Origin of the sequence: Streptomyces pseudovenezuelae, from assembly GCF_029892565.1 — a bacterium.
In the GTDB taxonomy this organism is placed as follows: Bacteria; Actinomycetota; Actinomycetes; order Streptomycetales; family Streptomycetaceae; genus Streptomyces; species Streptomyces pseudovenezuelae_A.
This window is the reverse complement of sequence record NZ_JARXVH010000002.1, coordinates 872759-891257: the sequence shown is the minus strand read 5'-3', so window position 1 is coordinate 891257 and position 18499 is coordinate 872759. Positions and strand designations below refer to the sequence as shown.

Annotated in this window: 12 protein-coding genes and 4 pseudogenes; 6 read left to right on the top strand and 10 right to left on the bottom strand. The window is 70.5% G+C overall.

Annotated features, from left to right (window positions below; translation table 11 throughout):
- Positions 1-146 precede the first annotated feature (146 nt).
- Positions 147-743, top strand: a complete 597-nt coding sequence (locus M2283_RS08695; RefSeq protein ID WP_280875511.1) for a response regulator transcription factor — start codon at positions 147-149, stop codon at positions 741-743.
- Positions 744-787: 44 nt separating this feature from the next.
- Here M2283_RS08695 and M2283_RS08690 read toward each other — a convergent pair whose 3' ends face one another.
- The 4 genes from M2283_RS08690 to lanKC all read right to left on the bottom strand — a co-directional run bounded on the left by M2283_RS08690 (position 788) and on the right by lanKC (position 7392).
- The gene (locus M2283_RS08690; protein ID WP_280875510.1) at positions 788-2656 is read right to left on the bottom strand and encodes an ABC transporter ATP-binding protein; all 1869 of its coding nucleotides are present in this window, start codon (positions 2654-2656) and stop codon (positions 788-790) included.
- Positions 2653-4440: an ABC transporter ATP-binding protein gene (locus M2283_RS08685; protein WP_280875509.1), complete on the bottom strand. Its 1788-nt coding sequence runs from the start codon at positions 4438-4440 to the stop codon at positions 2653-2655. The genes M2283_RS08690 and M2283_RS08685 overlap by 4 nt, the downstream gene beginning before the upstream one ends.
- 181 nt (positions 4441-4621) lie before the next feature.
- Positions 4622-4750 (bottom strand): SapB/AmfS family lanthipeptide, encoded by a 129-nt coding sequence (locus M2283_RS08680; protein WP_149551904.1) that lies wholly within the window; start codon positions 4748-4750, stop codon positions 4622-4624.
- Complete coding sequence (gene lanKC, locus M2283_RS08675; protein ID WP_280875508.1) at positions 4747-7392, bottom strand: class III lanthionine synthetase LanKC; 2646 nt, start codon at positions 7390-7392, stop codon at positions 4747-4749. Before lanKC ends, M2283_RS08680 begins: the two co-directional genes overlap by 4 nt.
- A 560-nt stretch (positions 7393-7952) precedes the next feature.
- On the opposite strand from lanKC, the gene M2283_RS08670 reads away from it, so the two are divergent.
- The 4 genes from M2283_RS08670 (at position 7953) to M2283_RS08655 (ending at position 13636) form a co-directional block, all read left to right on the top strand.
- Positions 7953-9302: a glycoside hydrolase family 16 protein gene (locus M2283_RS08670; RefSeq protein WP_280875507.1), complete on the top strand. Its 1350-nt coding sequence runs from the start codon at positions 7953-7955 to the stop codon at positions 9300-9302.
- A gap of 355 nt (positions 9303-9657) precedes the next feature.
- Complete coding sequence (locus M2283_RS08665) at positions 9658-10752, top strand: DUF1996 domain-containing protein (RefSeq protein WP_280875506.1); 1095 nt, start codon at positions 9658-9660, stop codon at positions 10750-10752.
- Positions 10753-10763: 11 nt separating this feature from the next.
- Positions 10764-12512 (top strand): discoidin domain-containing protein, encoded by a 1749-nt coding sequence (locus M2283_RS08660; protein WP_280875505.1) that lies wholly within the window; start codon positions 10764-10766, stop codon positions 12510-12512.
- An 83-nt stretch (positions 12513-12595) separates the two neighbouring features.
- Complete coding sequence (locus tag M2283_RS08655; protein ID WP_280875504.1) at positions 12596-13636, top strand: LacI family DNA-binding transcriptional regulator; 1041 nt, start codon at positions 12596-12598, stop codon at positions 13634-13636.
- A gap of 169 nt (positions 13637-13805) precedes the next feature.
- Here the strand turns inward: M2283_RS08655 and M2283_RS51900 are convergent, their stop codons facing one another.
- The 4 genes and pseudogenes from M2283_RS51900 to M2283_RS08635 all read right to left on the bottom strand — a co-directional run bounded on the left by M2283_RS51900 (position 13806) and on the right by M2283_RS08635 (position 16552).
- Positions 13806-14060 carry a DUF6924 domain-containing protein gene (locus M2283_RS51900; protein WP_432423041.1) on the bottom strand — a complete coding sequence of 85 codons (255 nt, stop codon included), beginning with the start codon at positions 14058-14060 and terminating at the stop codon, positions 13806-13808.
- A gap of 161 nt (positions 14061-14221) precedes the next feature.
- A pseudogene (locus M2283_RS08645) lies at positions 14222-15339 on the bottom strand (ABC transporter substrate-binding protein).
- Between the two features lie 94 nt (positions 15340-15433).
- Positions 15434-16048 (bottom strand): annotated as a pseudogene (locus M2283_RS08640) (glycoside hydrolase family 71/99-like protein); the annotation flags it as partial.
- Positions 16049-16111: 63 nt separating this feature from the next.
- On the bottom strand, positions 16112-16552 hold the full coding sequence (locus M2283_RS08635; RefSeq protein WP_280875503.1) for a hypothetical protein: 441 nt from the start codon (positions 16550-16552) through the stop codon (positions 16112-16114).
- A gap of 238 nt (positions 16553-16790) precedes the next feature.
- Here M2283_RS08635 and M2283_RS08630 point away from each other — a divergent pair.
- Positions 16791-17008 (top strand): annotated as a pseudogene (locus M2283_RS08630) (histone-like nucleoid-structuring protein Lsr2); the annotation flags it as partial.
- Positions 17009-17190: 182 nt separating this feature from the next.
- Here the strand turns inward: M2283_RS08630 and M2283_RS08625 are convergent.
- Together M2283_RS08625 and M2283_RS08620 are read right to left on the bottom strand one after the other, a co-directional pair.
- Positions 17191-17766, bottom strand: a complete 576-nt coding sequence (locus M2283_RS08625; protein WP_280875502.1) for a hypothetical protein — start codon at positions 17764-17766, stop codon at positions 17191-17193.
- Positions 17767-17867: 101 nt separating this feature from the next.
- Positions 17868-18235, bottom strand: a pseudogene (locus M2283_RS08620) (transposase); the annotation flags it as partial.
- Positions 18236-18499 lie beyond the last annotated feature (264 nt).

Here is an 18499-nt window from a genome sequence, read left to right as displayed (position 1 = left end):
GAAGACGGCGGATTGACTCCGGTGCGGCTCGCACGTGCGTACGCGTCGTGTTCCGCCGAACCGGATGAGGGCACCCGACCCGTTGGCGCGGGGACGAGTGGAGCCGGCTGCCGGAACGGGACAGCCGCTGACAAGGGGTCGGGGAGATGCTTCGTACTGTCGTGGTGCACGACGAGAAACTGCTGTGCTCGGCGCTGGTGCAGCTGCTCAGATCGGACGACACACTGGACGTCACGTCCCTGTCGCCCGACGCCGACGGTCCGGATCGCGAAGCCGCGCCGGCCAACGTGTGCGTCGTGGACGGTGAGTGCCTGACGGGCCCGGACAAGGGGTGCGGTGAGCGCCTGCGGACCCGGTACGGGGGCAGGCTCGTCGTCCTGACGACGGCCAAGCGGCCGGGAGTGCTACGCCGGGCGTTCGACGCGGGTGCCCTCGGGCTGGTCGACAAGAACGCCCCCGTGCAGCGGCTGATCACGGCGGTGCACACGGTCGCCAGGGGTGAGCGCTTCCTGGACGAGTCGCTCACCGTGGCCCTGCTGAAGGGCTCGGAGATGCCGCTGACCACCCGGGAACTGGGCGTGCTGGCCCTGGCGTCCCAGGGGGCACCGATCGCCGAGATCGCGGCAGGCCTGCACCTGTCCCGGGGAACGGTCCGCAACTACATGGCCACGGCGATCCGGAAGGTGGGCGCCCGTAACCGGGTCGACGCGATACGCATCGTCCAGAGCGCCGGCTGGACGTGACGCGATCGTAGCCGCCGCCTCGGCACCGCACGGTGCGGCCGCGGTCACACCCGTTGCGGCGGGCCCGCCTGCCAGTGGCCCGTCAGGTCGCGGTAGAGACGCGAACAGCCCAGCAGTTCCTCGTGCGTCCCGCACACCGCCCGTACTCCGTCCAGCACCAGGATCCGGTCGGCACGGACCGCCGAGGACAGCCGGTGCGCCACCACGAGCAGCGTTCCGGGCCGTGCCGTGAGGGCCTCCTCCGCGCGGGCCTCGGACGCCGGGTCGAGGTGGCAGGTGGCCTCATCGAGGAGCAGCAAGGGGGCGGGCGACAGGTACGCGCGGGCCAACGCGATCAACTGCCGCTCCCCCGGCGACAGTTCGGCGGGCCGCACCGGGCCGGCGAGCCCGCCCAGGCGCCCGACCAGCAACTCCAGACCGAGTACCCGGACAGCGGCGTCGAGTTCCCCCCGGCGCACGTCCGTGCGCAGATACGCGAGGTTGTCGCCCACGGTGCCGGAGAACACGTAGGCCTCCTGCGGGACGAGCACCCGCAGTGCGGAGAGTTCGGCGGCGGCTCGTCCCGTCACCAGGTGTCCGGCCACGCGCACTTCGCCGCGGCTCGGCGCGAGCGTCCCGGCGACGAGGCGGGTGAGGGTCGACTTGCCGATGCCGCTCGGCCCGACCACGGCGAGGTGTTCCCCCGGGGCGACGCGCAGGTCGAGCGCGTCGAGTACGGGCTCCGCGCGGACGCCGTACGACAGGGTGACGGACCGCAGATCCACCGCCGGAGCCGCGGGTCCGGGCACCGGTCGCACCACGTCGGCGGATGCCCGTGCACCGGTGCCACAACCGCGGCCGTGGCATGCCGTCGAAACGGCCTGCGACGGGCCCGTGGCTCTCGGCGCCGCGTCCGGCACCGGGCCGAGCACCCGGTCGAGGACGACCAGCAGCCGGGCCCCGGCCGCGCCCAGTGCGGTCATCAGCGTGTGCAGGGCGGGCAGCAAGGACTGGACAAGGTAGGTGAACGCCCCCAGCAGAGCGCCCGCGCTCACTCCTCGCGCGCGCAGCCAGGGCACCGCCACCAGCAGCGCGAGCACGGGCAGTTGGCCCGAGACACCGAGGGCCGCCGTGCGCACTGTCGCCCAGCCGGCCAGGGTCCGGGCCTGTGCTGCGGCATCCGCGACCAGGTCCGCGCCGCGCCGCTCGGCTCGGGGCCCGGTCCCGCACGCGGTGAGGTCTCGCAGCGCCGCACGGGATCGCGCCGCGTGGTCGCCCAGTGCCTCGTCGGTCGCCAGGGCGCGTCGTTGGGCCGCCGCCATGGGCCGCAGCGTGCACAGGAACAGCGCGAGACCACCCGTCAGGGGCGGCAGGACCACCACGAGCAGCGCGGGGTTCAGTGAGAGCAGTCCGAGCAGGGCGCCCGCGGCGGTGAAGACGAAGGAACGCAGGGTGAGGACGAGACCGGCGAAACTGTCCCTGGCGATCTCGACCTGGTTCGTCAGCCGTGAGACGGCCGCCCGGTCCGTCCCGCCGGGTCCGCCCCGGGCCGCCCGGTCCAGGGAACGGTCGACCGCTCGCCGCACCAGCCCGTCGCGCAGCGGCTCCGTCAGCCCGGCGAGCTGTGCGAACACCCCCCGGACGACCGGGGCGCCGGACAGCACGGCGACCAGGGCGACCGCGAGCCATAGCAGTCCCCGGCGCGGGTCACCGGCGAGGAACCCCTCGTCGACGGAGCGGGCGACCCCGTAGCCCACCAGGAACGCCTGCCCCGACTCGGCCAGCGACCAGAGCGCGAGTCGCGCCAGTACGCCTTTGCGGCGGGCGAGGAAGCGACGCGCCGGCGGCGCGAGGCGGCTCAGCGCGCCGGTCCCGTCGTCCCGGGGCCCGTCGGCGTCCAGGGCCCGCGCGGCCCCGTACCCGGCGGACGTCATGGCCGCACCTCCTCGGGCTCATGACGGCGTACGGGCTCGTCGCCCGGCGTCACGTCTTCGGCACCGGTCCCGCCGGTATCGGTGCCGAAGACCGCCCGGTAGCCGGCCCTGTGCCACAGTTCGCGATGCGTCCCGACGGCTCTCACCTCCCCCGCCTCCAGCCAGAGCACCAGGTCCGCCCGGTCGGCGACCGACGGGCGGTGGGCGACCACGAGCCTGGTGCCGCGCCGCACCGAGCGGCGCAGTGCCAGATTCACCTCGTGCTCCGTGGCGGTGTCCAGACTGGACGTGGCGTCGTCCATGACCAGCAACCGTCCGGCGTGCGCGAACGCCCGCGCCAGTCCGAGACGCTGGTGTTCCCCGCCCGAGAGCGGCGCCTCCGCCAGTGGGGTGTCGTATCCGTGCGGCAACCGCTGTACGAAGCTGTCGGCGCCCGCCGCGAGGGCCGCGTGCCGTACCTGCTCGGGGGCCGGCTGCCGCGACCCGGTGGCGACCGCTTCGGCGATCGTGCCCTCGCCCAGGACCGGGCGTTCGAAGGCGTAGGCCACCTCGGTGCGCAGTGCCTCGCGCGTCAGCCGGTCGAGCGGGACACCGTCCAGCAGTACGTGCCCCTCGTCCGGGTCGATCAGCCGTCCCGCCACGGCCGCCAGGACGGACTTCCCCGCCCCGCTGCGGCCGACCACCGCGACGGTGCTGCCGCCCGGTACCCGCAGGTGGTCGGCGCGCAGCACCTGCCTGCCGTCGCGCACCACGCGCACTCCGCGCAGTTCGAGCTCGCCGGGGCCGTCCTGAGGCAGCCGCCGCGATCCGTACTTCAACGGGGGCATCCACTCCAGCTCCTGGGTCCGGCGCCGAGCCTCGCGCGCGCGTACGAGCGCGCCGAGCAGGGTCGCGGCACCGCCGATGCCGGCCGCGAGCTGCGCGTACCGGCAGGCGGCGAGCAGGTCGCCCACGCTCAGGTGGCCGGCCGCCAGTCGCAGGCCGCCGACGGCGGTGGCGGCCAGTGTCAGCAGCGGGACGAGGACGTTGCTCCTGCCGAGCGCCCGTCCGTGCAGCGCCCACATGTGCCGGCCCTGGGCCGCCAGTTCGGCCAACGGCGCCAGGATGCGGGCGCGTTCGCGGTCGCCGGTCCCCGCGGCGCCGATCGTGGCTGCGCCGTCCAGGGCTTCCAACAGCCGTGATGCGATCAGGGACTGTGTCCGCTGGTAGGCGGCGACCGAGGCGCCTGTGTCACGGGCGAAGGTCCGCAGCACCAGCGCCAGGGCGGGCAGACCGGTCAGCACGCAGGCGGCCACCCACACGTCGACGAAGGCCAGTGCCACGAGTGCGCCCAGCGGGGTGATCAGTGAGGCACCGAGCGCCGCCCGGGCCGCCGGGGCGCCGCCCGCGTCCGCGGCGTTGAGGGTCAGGCGGGTCCCGACGTCCCCCGGCGGGTGGGGGCGCGCGCTGTCGGGTACGGCGCGCAGCAGTCCGCGCAGGGCCCGGGAGCGTATGGACGCCGTCCATACGGCGTTGCAGCGTCCGGTGAACAGCGAGGTCAGACTGTCCAGCAGCAGTTCGCCCAGGAGCAGCCCGGCGCTCAGCGGGAGCCACCGGCCCGCGTCGCCGTCACGCAGCAATAGGTCCAGTGTGCGGCCGAGGACGAGGGGCTGGGCCACCGCCACCGCGGCCGCTCCGACCGAGCACAGCAGCACCAGTGCCTCCGGCGCGCGCCCGGGTGCCGAGCCGTCGGCCCCCTCCCGCGTCCTGGGCGTCTGCCGCCCCCAGGGCCTGCTCGTCCACATCAGCGCATACCTCCGTCCGTCCTCTGGAGACACCGGTCGCGGACCCGGCGGACCCGACGGATTCGGCAGCCCGCCCGACCGTGGTGACCGGGCGGGCAGGCGTCGGCGCCCCGGGAGTTCACCCGGGGCGCTGTGCCCGGCGACCTGGCTCACCAGGTCGCCGTGGCCGGCAACTCCGGCGTCAGTTACAGGTCGTGACGCTCAGGCTGCTGTCGCCGCAGAGCAGGAGGCTCGCGCGGCTACCGCTCTCGACGTCCCCCATGGCCTCTTCCTTGGGGGTCTCCATCGACTGCAGGTCGAACAGGTTCATGACATCTTCCTCTCGTACGGCAGCGGGTGTGCTTCTTCACGACCCCTGGTGGGGCCGAGTCGGGGGCCGCTGCTCCGGCGCAGCGGCGGCAGGAACGGCAGCCCGGCGGGCGAGTCGCCGAGGACGGAGGCGACAGCCAGCAGGCATCCGGCCGTTCCGGTGGAGAGGTCCATGGACAGGCGCATCATCTGCTCACCGGGAAAGGCGAGCCGGTCGCCGTAGGACATCGCGTGCCAGGACAGCGCGTCGAGTTGGCGTCGGACGGCCTCCGGGCCCGTGCCGGGCGTAGTGGCCGTGGTGCGGCCGAGGTACAGCACCATGCCGGCCACGCCCCGGTAGAGACCCGGCTGGGCGTAGAACATCGCCTGGGCCGCCGCCACGATCTCGTTCCGGGCCCCGGCGAACTCCGCGTCCTCCCGGTGCGCCAGGTAGTCGTCCAGCACCATGCCGATGCCCACGCTGCCGGCGCCCAGGTAGGGCATGGTGCGCCACCCCTCGTCGACCTGCAGCGCGCCGCCCGCACCGCGGACACAGCGGGCGAGGTCCTGGCGCAGCGCGTCGCGGGCGAGGTCGAGGAGGGCGCGGTCACCGGTGCGTTCGAACAGTCGCAGGAAGAGCAGTGCGCGTCCGGCGGCGCCGTGCAGCAGCCCCGCGCGGGGGCGGCCGGGAGCACCGCGTCCGGCCGGCATGCCGGCGGCGGCGAGTTCGGCGCAGCGCAGAGCCGCGGAGTGCAGCGCGGCCTCTCCCGTGGTGACGGCCAGCGAGTCCAGGGCCAGGCCCAGTCCCGCGGTGCCGCTGTGCAGGTCCGGGGCCAGCTGGTCGAAGGGCTGGTCGAGAAGCAGCTCGGTGAGGTCGAGAGCACGGTCGCGGTGGCCGAGCCGGTCGAGGGTCCAGGCGATTCCGGCGAGTCCGTCGTGGAAACCGAGCGGCATCCCCGAGGGCGGTTGCTTGGTCCGCTCCAGCAGCCACTGCTCGCCGTCCTCGTCCCGTCCCGCCCCGCTCTCGGCCAGGGCGTACAGCACCCCCGCCGCGCCGTGGGCGAAGGCCAGCCCGCCACCGGCCGTGGCGAACTGCGCGATGTCACCGGGGAAGAGACGGTCCGTACGGGACGGCGTCGCGGAGGCACGGACGGCCTCGGCCATGGAGTCTCTGCTGCGCGGCCAGTCGCCTGGCCGGACCGGAACCACCGGCCCGGCCGGCCCTCGCGCCGAGGGGGCGCCGTCGACGCGTGTGATCTCGTCGACCGCCGCGTCCAGAAAGGCCCGGTCCACAGGAAACTGATCCGCCACCACGTCGGCGAGGTGAGCCGCCTTGCGCCGGTCGACGGCCAGCAGACTCGTGAGCGGGAGGAACAGCGCGAGCCGCAGACACGCCAGCGCGTACCGGTCCACCCCAACGCCCCGCCGGTCGGAGGGCGCCACGAACCCCGGGTTGGCCACGGTCTGCCGGCCCGGTTCGTCGACGTGGTGGGCCGCCTCGAAGTCCAGCAGGGCGACGCTGTCGTCGTCCCGGATCATGATGTTGAACAGGTGCAGGTCGTTGAAGACCACGCCCCGGGCGTGGACGTCCTCGACGGCGCGCTCCACCCGCGCGTGGACGTCGAGGGCCCAGGCGGTGTACTCGGCCAGTCTCCGCTCACCCGGGTCGGCCTCGATGAGCGGGTGACGGCGGGCGAAGAAGGTGTTGAGCGGCTTGCCGTCGATGTACTCCAGGACGAGGAAGTGGTGTTCCCCGACCGTGAGGTGGTCGAGCACCTCGGGCGTGCAGTCGAGGCCCGACAGCCGCTCCAGCGCCCGGCGTTCACGGTGCAGCCGGGTCACGGCATCGGCGCCGTCGGCCGCGAGTCCGGCGTGCGGGCGGGCCTCCTTGAGGACGACCCGCTCGCCGGTGCGGTTGTCACGGGCGAGGTAGACGCCACCGCCGTTGGAGAAGTGCAACGCCGACTCGATGGTGTAGGGCAGGCCGGCCACGGTCACCGCGGAACGGGCGTCGAGGTGCGGGCGCAGGAAGGAGGGCGGGCTCACCCAGTCCGGCACGCGGAAGACCGGGCCGCGCAGATCGGGCACCAGCACGCCGTCGGGACCGGTCACGGCCGGTTGCAACTCCCCGTCCGCGTCGTAGCAGTTGCGGCGGGTGAAGCCGCCGTAGCGGACGTGGACGGGGCCGTCGCCGATTCTCAGGTCGCTCAGGATGTGCGGTCCGGGCTCACCGGCCAGCAGGTCGGACAGCTCCCCCACGAGCCGCTCGAACTCCGCCTCGTCCGCCGGGTACACGGTGATGAACTTGCCGCTGCCGGCGCGGTCCGCGTACTTGGCGTTGCGCTGGTGCAGCAGGTAGCGGCTGGGCACGAACTTGAAGGCCGTGCCGCCGGCGACGCAGTGCCGCCACACGCGGTCGAGCACGGACTCCGCGTTGTCGAGGCAGGCGGAGACGTGGATCTTCCAGCCCTGAGCCGGCAGGTCGGAGTCGACGGGGCGCAGAGCGAGCCAGTCTCCGCTCTCGTTGCGCTGCCATCCCTCCGGTACGGGTGAGGAGGCCGCGGCGTACCGGGAGCGCCCGGCCCCGGTCCGGGAAACCGTGCGGTGCGGAGCGTCGTAGAAGTACGGGTCCGCGTCGCAGTACACGGCATAGCCCTTGTTCACGTCTGCTCCCTCCACCGGTCGGTGACGAGTACGACGCTGTCACGCGGCGTACCGCCCTGCACAGTTGCCGCTGTCATCACTCCGATGTGCGGAATGCACAGGTGACTTCACGCCACGGAGAGCACCGGGCGACTGATCGGGCACTCGACGGCTTCAGCACGGAGTACGTGCCTTCGACTCCTGAACCTGCGACACGAGCGACGCGGACGGCATCACGGTCAACCGGCGCGACGACGGAGGCACCGCCCCGGCGTCACCATCACAGAGCCGCAGCTCAGCGGCCCATGACCGAGCACATGAGGTCACGGTGGACACGTTCACGATGCTTCCGAAGTCTGGTTCGGACCTTTTCCGAAGCTCCACATAGCGTCGCCAGGTCCCACCACCTTTCGCCCGTCACGTTGAAGTCATTGACGCGTGGAAGACCGCGCCGGACACTCCTGCATTGGGACAGCGCCTGAGAGCGCTCTCATCACTGTCCGTCAATGCCGGACGCCACACGATCAGCCAGGAGTAACGAAACGTCCAACTCGGCCCCTTGAACGGGAGGAACCACAGCAATGGAAACCAGCTCAGTGCACACAAGTGCGCCGACAGACGGGCGGAGAACGATCCTCCTTGTCTTCGGCAGCACTCTGCTGTTGCTCATCGGCACGCTCGCAGGTCTGGTCGGAACCGGTGGCAGCGCGTCGGCGGCCGCACCGAGTCCTCCGGCAGGCTGGACCACCCTGTTCTCGGACGACTTCAACGGCGCGTCCGGCAGCGGTCTGAACCGGGCCAACTGGCTGTACGACCTTGGCACCAGCTACGCCGGAGGGGCCCCCAACTGGGGGACGGGTGAAATCGAAACGGCCACCGACTCCACGAACAACGTGTACCAGGACGGGCAGGGCCACCTGGTCATCCGCGCGATCCGGGACGGTTCGGGTCACTGGACCTCCGGACGCATCGAGACCCAGCGCACCGACTTCGCCGCCCCTGCCGGCGGACAGCTCCAGATGAGTGCGTCCATCCTCCAGCCCAACCCGCAGAATGGACTGGGTTATTGGCCGGCGTTCTGGGCGATGGGCGGCGCCGCCCGCCCAGTTGGCGCGACGAACTGGCCGAGTATCGGCGAGTTCGACATCATGGAGGACGTCAACGCGCTGAGTAAGCACTCCACCACCTTCCACTGCGGGGTGTGGGCGGGCGAGTGCCACGATCCCGACGGCATCACCAGCGATCTTCAGCCGTGCGCGGGGTGCCAGACCAGCTACCACACGTACTCCGCGATCATCGACCGCACCAACACCTCCGCGGAGCAGCTGCGCTTCTACCTCGACGGCAATCTGACCTTCACCGTCAACGAGAACCAGGTTTCGGTCGGCACCTGGCAAGCCGCAGTCGACCACGGGTTCATGGCCATCTTCGACCTCGCGATCGCCGGTTCATACCCCGACAAGGTCTGCGGCTGCAGCTCGGCCGCCCAGGCGGGCAGCATCACATCAGGTGCCGCCATGAGCGTCGACTGGTTCGCGGTCTACCAGCAAAGCGCTGGTGGCAGCACAACTGGCGGCACTACCACGGGCGGTACGACGACCGGCGGTACGACGACCGGAGGCACCACCGGCGGGAACACGACCGGCGGCACCACCGGCGGGAGCAACACGACGCCGGACTACACCGCCGGCGTGACCCGGGTGAGCGACAGCCAGGCGCAGATCACGTTCCGTCCGACGACACCCGCGGCGTACGTGGATGTGCACTACCTCGTCAACGGTTCCAACCAGCAGAACTTCCGGATGACCAACAGCAACGGCACCTGGACGCAGAACGTGTCCCTCAGCACCGGTGCCACCCTGACGTACTGGTTCACCTACGAGAAGAACGGCCCCCAGTACGACAGCCCGCACTACACGTACGTCCAGTGAGCCCCTCCCGGGCCGGCCCTGTGGGACCGGCCCGGGAACCAACCCGAAGGCCTTGCTCCGGCAGGCACCACGGCAGACGGGGCGACGGGCCAAGGACCCTGTGGCGCCACTTAGTTCAGGTCTTGATTTAACTCATGAGTTCCGGCTCCCGGCAAGCCTTCGGACGATGAAATCCTTCCGCGTCCAGTTCTGCCGGATCCCTTGACACCTTGCTGGCATGCCCTCAACACTCCTCGGCGGGAGAGCGCTCTCCCATTGTCTCCCGGCGTCCCCTCACACCGGCTCGCCTGACGTCAGGTCAGGGGGACGCCGGGCGACGACCTCTGACACCCCCACCGTTCAGGAGGAGGTCTCCATGTCACGGAGATCGAAAGGCCTGTCAGCCACGCTGATCACCGGCGCGCTCCTGCTGACCTCGCTCGGCCTCGGCGGCGTCGCCATCAGCGCCGGGCCGCCCGCACCGCACAGCTCCGCCGCGCAGTCGTTCGCGGCCACCCACTCCGGACATGTCATGGCCGCGTCCACGGCCAACTCCCCGGAGGATCCGGATGGCGACGGCTACATCCCCGCGAACCCGCCGGTCACCGGCGTGACGCCGTCCACCCAGGACCCGCCGCACCGCTACTTCCACGAGTTCCAGGCCAACTGCTCGGTCACGCACACCCGGCCGGACGACCCCATCGTCTACCCGCAGCAGCCGGGCAAGTCCCACGACCACACCTTCATGGGCAACACGACGACCGACGCCAACAGCACGACCGCCTCGCTGGAGGCCGGCGGCACCACGTGCAGGGCCCCCGGCGACCTGTCCGGCTACTGGATGCCCACGCTCTATAACGGCGACCGGCAGATCCTTCCCGTCGGCCCGCAGGTCATCTACTACAAGACCGGTGTCACCGACTACACCAGCGTCCGCCCCTTCCCCAAGGGCCTGCGCTTCGTCGTTGGCAGCCCCACGCAGAGCGCCGACGAGTTCCGCCACCATCCCGGCTTCGTCGAGGGCTGGGAGTGCGGTGACAGCTTCTTCAACACCGAGTTCCCCGCGACCTGCCCGAGCCGCCCGGACGTCCAGCTCAACATCCGCTTCCAGGCGCCCAGTTGCTGGGACGGCAGGTACCTCGACACTCCCGACCACAAGAGCCACATGGCCTACCCCGTGGTCAAGCCCGGCACGAACGACAACATGTGCCCGGCCGACCACCCGGTGGCGCTGCCGATGATCGAGTTCAAGATGGCCTTCCCCGTCAACGGCGACATGTCGCAGGTGCGGCTGGCCAGCGGAACGGGCCACAGCTTCCACTACGACTTCTTCAACGCCTGGGACTCCCCCACGCTCAAGGCGCTGGTCGATCACTGCGTCGTCGGCGGACTGCAGTGCGACGCGCGCGGCTACGACGAGACCCACCCGGAGGCGGGCGCCGCGCTCGACGAGCACTACCGACTGCCGTGAGGAGCCCGCGCATGACCCCACGACTCCGCACCCGCCGTATCGCGGCCCCCCTCACCGCCGGCGTGCTGGCGGCCGGCCTCTTCGCCGCCCTGCCCGCCGCCCAGGCCCACGCCGCGGGCAGCGTCGTCAAGGTCACCGGCGGCCAGGGCGCCTGGCAGCTGACGGTGGACGGGCAGCCGTACCAGGTCAAGGGCCTGACCTGGGGCCCGAGTGTCGCGGACGCCGAGAAGTACCTGCCGGACCTCCAGTCCATGGGCGTCAACACGATCCGCACCTGGGGCACCGACGCCGGCAGCAAGCCGCTGTTCGACTCCGCGGCCGCCCATGGAATCAAGGTCGTCGCGGGCTTCTGGCTCCAGCCGGGCGGCGGACCCGGCAGCGGTGGCTGCGTCAACTACCTGACCGACACCGCCTACAAGAACCAGATGCTCGACGAGTTCCCCAAGTGGGTGCAGACCTACAAGGACAACCCCGGCGTGCTCATGTGGGACGTCGGCAACGAGTCGGTCCTCGGGCTGCAGAACTGTTACAGCGGCGATGAGTTGGAAAGACAGCGCGACGCCTACACCACCCTCGTCAACGACATCACCAAGAAGATCCACGCCGTCGACCCCAACCACCCGGTCACGTCCACCGACGCCTGGGTCGGCGCCTGGCCTTACTACAAGAGGAACGCGCCGGATCTCGACCTGTACGCCGTGAACTCCTACAACGCGGTCTGCGACATCAAGTCCGCCTGGCAGCAAGGGGGTTACACCAAGCCCTACATCGTCACCGAGACCGGTCCCGCCGGCGAGTGGGAGGTCCCCGACGACGCCAACGGCGTTCCGCTGGAGCCCTCCGACCAGGCCAAGGCCGACGGTTACACCCGCGCCTGGAACTGCGTCACCGGGCACACGGGGGTCGCGCTCGGCGCCACGATGTTCCACTACGGCACCGAGTACGACTTCGGCGGCATCTGGTTCAACCTGCTGCCCGCCGGCCAAAAACGCCTGTCGTACTACGCGGTGAAGAGGGCCTACGGCGGCGACACCAGCCATGACAACACCCCGCCCGTCATCTCCGACCTGGCCGTGGAGGGCGGCGCGGGCCAGGTGCAGGCCGGACGCGACCTCGTCCTGTCCGTGCGGGCCACCGACCCCGACGGTGACGGGATCTCCTACGAGGTCCTCGACAACAGCAACTACATCGACCAGAGCAAGAACCTGGCTCCGCTGCCCTCCACCGACCTCGGCGGCGGTCGCCTCAAGGTCACCGCACCCGACCGCCCGGGCGTCTGGAAGGTCTACGTCAAGGCGACGGACGGCCGGGGCAACGTCGGCGTCGAGACCCGCTCCATCCGGGTCGTCCCGCCGGTGCCGTCCGGCACCAATGTGGCACGGGGTAAACCGGCCAACGCCTCGTCCTACCAGGCGAGTTACGGTGACTGCCCGTGCCCGGCCGCCAACGCGGTGGACGGCGACCAGGCCACCCGCTGGGCCAGTGACTGGAGCGACCCCCAGTGGCTCCAGGTCGACCTCGGTACCCGCACCACCTTCCGGCACGTCCAGCTGTCCTGGGAGGCCTCGTACGCCAAGGCCTACACCGTCCAGACCTCCGACGACGGCCAGAACTGGCAGACCGTGCGCACCGTGACCGACGGCAACGGCGGGATCGACGACTTCGACGTCACCGGGACCGGCCGCTACGTCCGCGTCAACGGCACGGCGCGGGGCACCGGTTGGGGGTACTCGCTGTACGAGTTCGGCGTGTACGCCTGACACACGGACCTCTCCCGGAGCGTACGGCCCGCTCCGGGAGAGCGCTCTATTGCCTGATCACGCAGGTCCGTTAGGGTGCCTGCATGAGCAGACGGACCCCGACGCTGGAGGATGTCGCCCGGGAGGCCGGTGTCTCCCGGGCGACCGTGTCCCGGGTCGTCAACGGCATCCGCAACGTGGATCCGGAGATACAGGAAGTGGTCCGCCGGGCCATCGAGCGGACGGGTTACGCGCCCAACAGGGCCGCCCGCTCACTGGTGACCCGGCGGGCCGAGACCGTCGCCCTGGTGGTGTCCGGCGCCGGGGACATCACGGACGCCGGCCAGAACGCCTTCGCCACACGGGTGTTCGCGGACCCCTTCTTCGGACGGGTCGTCGGCGGAATCGTCGGCTTCCTGCGCCCCCGCTCGATGCACCCCGTCCTGATGTTCGCCGAGTCGACCGAGGCGCGGGAGGAGGTGCTGACCTACCTGCGCCAGGGCCGCGCCGACGGCGCCCTCGTGGTCTCCACGCACGCGGACGACCCGTTGCCCGCACTCCTCGCCGAGGCCCGCCTTCCCGCGGTGCTCTTCGCCCGTCCCTCCCGTTCGGTCCCGCTCAGCTACGTGGACCTGGCGCACCGGGACGGCGGGCGCCTCGCCGCGGAGCATCTCCTCGCACGCGGCTGCCGCCGACCCGCCACGGTCTGCGGCCCCCTGGACGTGGCAGCGAGCCAGGAGCGGCTCGCCGGGTTCCGGGACACGCTCGCCCACCACGGTCACCCCCAAGTCCCGGTCGCCGAGGGCGGGTTCACCCTGGACAGCGGTCTCGCGGCCATGTCGGACCTGCTGGCCCGCCACCCCGACACGGACGGCGTGTTCGCCGCCAACGACCTCATGGCGCAGGGCGCCTGCCAGGCCGCGCGGGAGCGCGGACGCCGGGTGCCCGAGGACGTCGCTGTCATCGGCTTCGACGACTCCAGCATCGCGGTGACCTGCCGGCCCCGGCTGACCACGATCCGCCAGCCGGTCGAGGAGATGGCGACGGAGATGGCCCGCCTGCTCGACGAGCACATCCACGGCGTACGCACCGAGGCGACGTCGGTCGTCTTCGACCCGGAACTCGTCGTGCGCGACTCGGCCTAACGCGGCGGGCAGGTCCACAACGAAAGCACAAGGTCGAGCTGTGTTTCACACCGGCCTAAGCCTCCTGGACCAACCCCACCGAGGCGCACTTCCACCCGCTACAGCAGTTCACCCTGGCCAACTCCTCCCACCACAGCAACGCCGCGCACCGCTACCTTCGCTGACGCAATCAAAAGCCTCGGAACACGCCGTCGTCGTCGACGGCATCGGCGAACTCCTCGAAGTCCATGTTCGCGCCCGAGAGATTGTTCTCGATGCTCCACAGCTCGGCTGCCACGACGCGGACACAACGCCCTTGCTCACCCCGCAGGTCCAGCACGAGGAGCGGGCATTCGGGCGAGGCGAAAGTTGCCGAGTCCGCCAGGACAAGAAGAGGGTGGCGGTACTCCGTGTGGATCAGGTAAGTGGCTTCGCTGGGCGCCAGACTTGGCGGTTCCGGGGCCTCTGGTGAGGGATGCGGCTGCCCGGACTCGTTGCGCCAGTGTGCGAGGTCGTGTCAGTGGGATGAGAACAACTGCCCTTCCTCGATCGACGTCAGTTCTCCAGCCGGCCCCGGGTACCGGCAAGTCAGACTTCCGCGTTCGCTCAGTCGGCGTGAGGGACGCGAAAACGATCAGGTGCCGCCGGATCGCGGTCAACGACTTGGACCGGCGCCGAGGTCCATTGCCACACGCTGATGCCTGCCGTGCGGGAGAACCGGATCTGTCCGCGGGTGCCTTCGACTGTGACGCGCGGCCAGGATCCGGCGATGCGCGTCCGGTCCGCGCCGTGCGAACGCAGCGACTCGGCGAGGACGGCGATCGTGTCGTAGCCCTCGAAGGCGACGAAGGAGGGCGCTTGGCCCAGCCGCTCGCCCAGGACCTTCTCGACTCGTGCGCCGAGAGGGCTGAGCGACTCGGGCAGGTAGCGCAAGAACGGGACCGCGGCGCCGTCGTCGCCCAACAGCCTGGCCCACTCGGAGAACTCCGGTTGTCCGGCCGGAGCACCGATCATGACTTTGGCGAGGCGCTGGTCGAGGCGGACCGCCTTGACGATCGACACGGCCGGCTCCGGGTGGCCGGTCAGAAGAAGGAGGGCGGTCGCGCCCTTGTCGACGAGTTGGTCGCCGACCGCCGCCGGGGTGAGGACACTCATGTCGAGTTCTACGACGGTGCCGCCGCGTGGAGCGAGGTGGTTGCGCAGAATGCGGATGCCGGACGCCCAGTAGACGCTCGGTTGGGCTGCCACGGCGATGCGGTTGTGGCCCGCGCCGAGGAGGAAGTCCGCGTAGACCTGCCAGCCGCGGGACTGTGGCGGGGCCAGGCGCGCGACCCATTCCGTGGGCTGTTCGGTGAGGGTGTCGAGGACCGCGGACGAGCACAGGAACGGCAGGCGGAGGGCGTCGGCCCGTGCGGCGGCGGCGCGAGCGACGACGCTGTGATACTCCCCGCCAGGGCCGCCACGCCCAGGCGAGCCAGTTCGTCCACGGCCGCCGTCGCCCGCTGCGGATCCGCCGCGGTGTCCCGCACCACCAGTTCGAGCGGCCTTCCGGCGATCCCGCCGGCGTCATTGACCTCGCCGACGGCCAGTTCGAGACCGGCGAGCAGATGCCGGCCCGCCTCGGCCCAGCCGGGCCGAGTGAGCGGAACGAGAGCGCCGATCCGGACGGACCGCCCCTCGGTCTGATCCGTTGCGGATGCCGATTCCGAAGGTGGCGTACTCATGCGGTGACAACTCCCCCGTGACGACTCGGTCGCAGGTTACCTGGATCGTCCAGTGACAGGGCCCGCCGGCCTCAGCGGGGTCAGGCCTGATCTCTCAGACCCGGACAGGTGTGGGGAGTTGGGGAGTCAGGGTGATCTGGCCCTTGAGCATGCGGCAGCCGTCTCCGGTCAGGCGGAGGTAGTAGTCCGCGGAGCAGGAGGTGCCGTCCTCGTCGAGGGCGTAGATGCCCGACCCGGCGGGCACGTCGGCCGCGGTTTCGGCGGTATTCGCGATCTGGTTGGCCTCGTTGAACTCGTCGAACATGGAGATGTAGATGCCCTGGGCGCCGAGGCCGACCATGTTGTAGAGCTGCCGCCACATGAAGTCGCCGTGGGCGCGCTGGCGTTCTTGCAGGTCGCCGGTGAGGACACAGGGCTGGTAGTCGATGCCGTGGGCGGCGCAGTCGGCGAGGTCGGGCTGGTTGACGTTCTGGCGGAAGGAGTCGGAGTCCGCGGCGGTGCCGATGCGACCGACCATCCAGGGGGACAGCATGTGGAAGGCGTGGCAGACGTCGGCGAAGCCGGACCGTGAGTCCTCCGTGCCGGTGCGCCAGCGGGTGGGGACGCCTCCGAGGACGTAACAGCCCTGCTGCTTGAACCAGTTGACGACATCGAGGCACTCGGCGGCGCCGAACGGGCGGGCGTCGTCGCTGAAGCCGAAGCCCCAGACGCGCTGCGGCGCGTCCCCTCTAACGGTACGGAGAGCGCGGACAGGCCGCCGCGGCCCATCGGGTCAGCTGTTCTGCTCCGGCTTCGGCGCGGCGTCGCCCGTAGGGGCGGTGCGGAGCATGGCCTTGTAGAGGTCGTCGTGCGCGGGCGACGCGGGGAGAGGGGCCCGAGCCGGGGTCTCAAAGGACTGGATCATTAGAGCGACTACGCGTCGCCAGGCGTCGGGAGCGGCGTCGCCGCAGGCGTGGACGACGCCGAGGTTGGCCATGTGCAGCAGCACCAGATCGGAGGGGTCGAAGTCCTCGCGCAGCCGGCCCGCGGCTTTGGCGCGGCCGATGAGCTCCACCATCCCCTCGTACGCCTCGTTCCGGCGCTTCTCCATGGCCTTGGCGGTGAGGAAAGTCATGGTCAGGACGTCGGCGAAGCCGTTGTCGGCGGCCTGCATCCCGCAGGCTGCCTCGATGTAGCCGGTGAACCCGTGCTTGCGGCCTGGTCGAAGACCCATCTCCCGGAGCCAAATGGGTCGACCGGCCGCTGACGCCGCACGTCCGAGGACAACGGCGATGACCAGGAGCCACTCGGCGTGCGGCCCTCTGGGCGCCTCGCCCTCCGATTCCACAGGGAGAGAATGGCCGCTCACCTCGGATGCCCATGGACCTCGATCGGCACATGAAGATCAACTACGTCACGAACAACATGGGATCCGGCATCCTGGGCTCCCCACGAGCCGCGACCTACATCAGCTGCTGGATGACCTCGACGGATCCAAGGCGTCCGAGACGATCGTGTTCGGTCTCGACGGCAAGACGTACGAGATCGACTTGAACGAGAAGAACGCGGCAAAACTCCGTAGCGCGTTGGCTTCCCTGATTCGCGCAGGGCCAAGGAGAACGGCTACGAGGTGAACGACCGCGGCCGTGTCCCGGCGGAGATCAAGGAGGCGAACGCAAAGGCAAAGGGCCTAGCTCTTCCTTCAAGAAGGATGAACGCCCCCGCTGTGGATGCGGGCGCCTTCTTATTTCTTGACTCAAGTCCTATTAGACGTCGTCACAGTTGGAGGTATGGCGAGAGTGGATGACGCCGACGATGTCCCGGGAGCACGACCGGTCACGGGAAACGACGGTGAGCGCTGGACATACCGAGTCAGGTGCGTAGCCGCGCGAGTTCGTCTGCGCGACGGTGGTCCTTCGGGCGGCCGAGGGCCCGCCGCATGCGGATCAGATCGTCGAGTGCGGCGTAGCGGATGGTGAATCCCGCGGGGTCACGGGTGGTCTCGGCCGAGGCCAGGCAGGGGGTGACATCCATGGCGCCCCAGGGCAGGGCGGGAGTGCACAGGTCTCCACTGGCACCGGTGACCCGGTACCCCACCTGTGAGCGGTCGAGGTCGGGCAGTTCGGTGCACTCGCATGAGGCCAGGGCGTCGCGCAGGGCGTGCGCCTCGTCAGGGGTGCCGTCCCAGAGCAGGTCGAGGTCCCCGGTCAGTTCGGTGGAGCCGTGCATGATGCCTGCGACCTGACCGATGACTACCGCGCGCGAGCCGGCTTCATGGATCGCTTGGAGGAAGGGGAAAGGGTCGAAGCCCAGCGCCCCGTCGGTGGCGAAGGTGCCCAGCAGATCGTCGGCCTCCTCTGGGCGGCGCCCGATGGGGATACGTTCTCGCGTTGCGTCTTCGGTCCGGGCGATGGCCTGCCGCAAGCGCAGGGCAGCTGTCTGGCTCATGGGCCCATCCAACACGGCCAGCCCCTGCCACTGATCAGAAGTGGTCCGGCCTGGTCATCCCGGCCAACTGGGCGGCCGTTCTCATTACCACGAGGCTACGCCTACCGGGTCGGCTCAATGATGGTGCGGCGACAGCAGATGAGGGTGCTGGCGATACCGACGAAGGCGAGGAAGTGTTCAGCCTTGCGCTCGTAGCGGCGGTGCAGGCGGCGGCAGCCGTTCAGCCAGGACATCGTCCGCTCGACCACCAGGTGGTGCCGTCCCAAGCGGCCGGACGGCTCGATGCCGCGGCGGGCAATGCGCGGCACGATCTGCCGACGGCGCAGCCAGCCTCGCAGGTGGTCGAAGTCGTAGCCCTGGTCCGCGTGCAGCTTGGCCGGGCGACGGCCCCTTGGTCCGTAACGGGAGCGGATCGGCGGGATGCCGCGCATCAGCGGGATCAGGGCCTGACTCTGTCGTGCAGGTTGGCATCAAGACACCGTCTTACTTCGAGCACGCCATACCGTGGCATTCCGCGACTGTCCCGACAGTGGTTTGCCGCGACCCGATTGCGGCTAGGGTGCTGACGGCTCCCGCAGGGGCGTACAGGCCAGGGGCGGGTGTCCGCGGGGCGCTCATGGTCGCTGGAGGGTGAATCGGACACGACGGGGGGCTCGCGTTGGATCACTTGGCAGGAGAGGGCCTGGAAGTCGACCCCGTCCAGTTCGCGCTTGACGGATTCGTCATCCTGCTC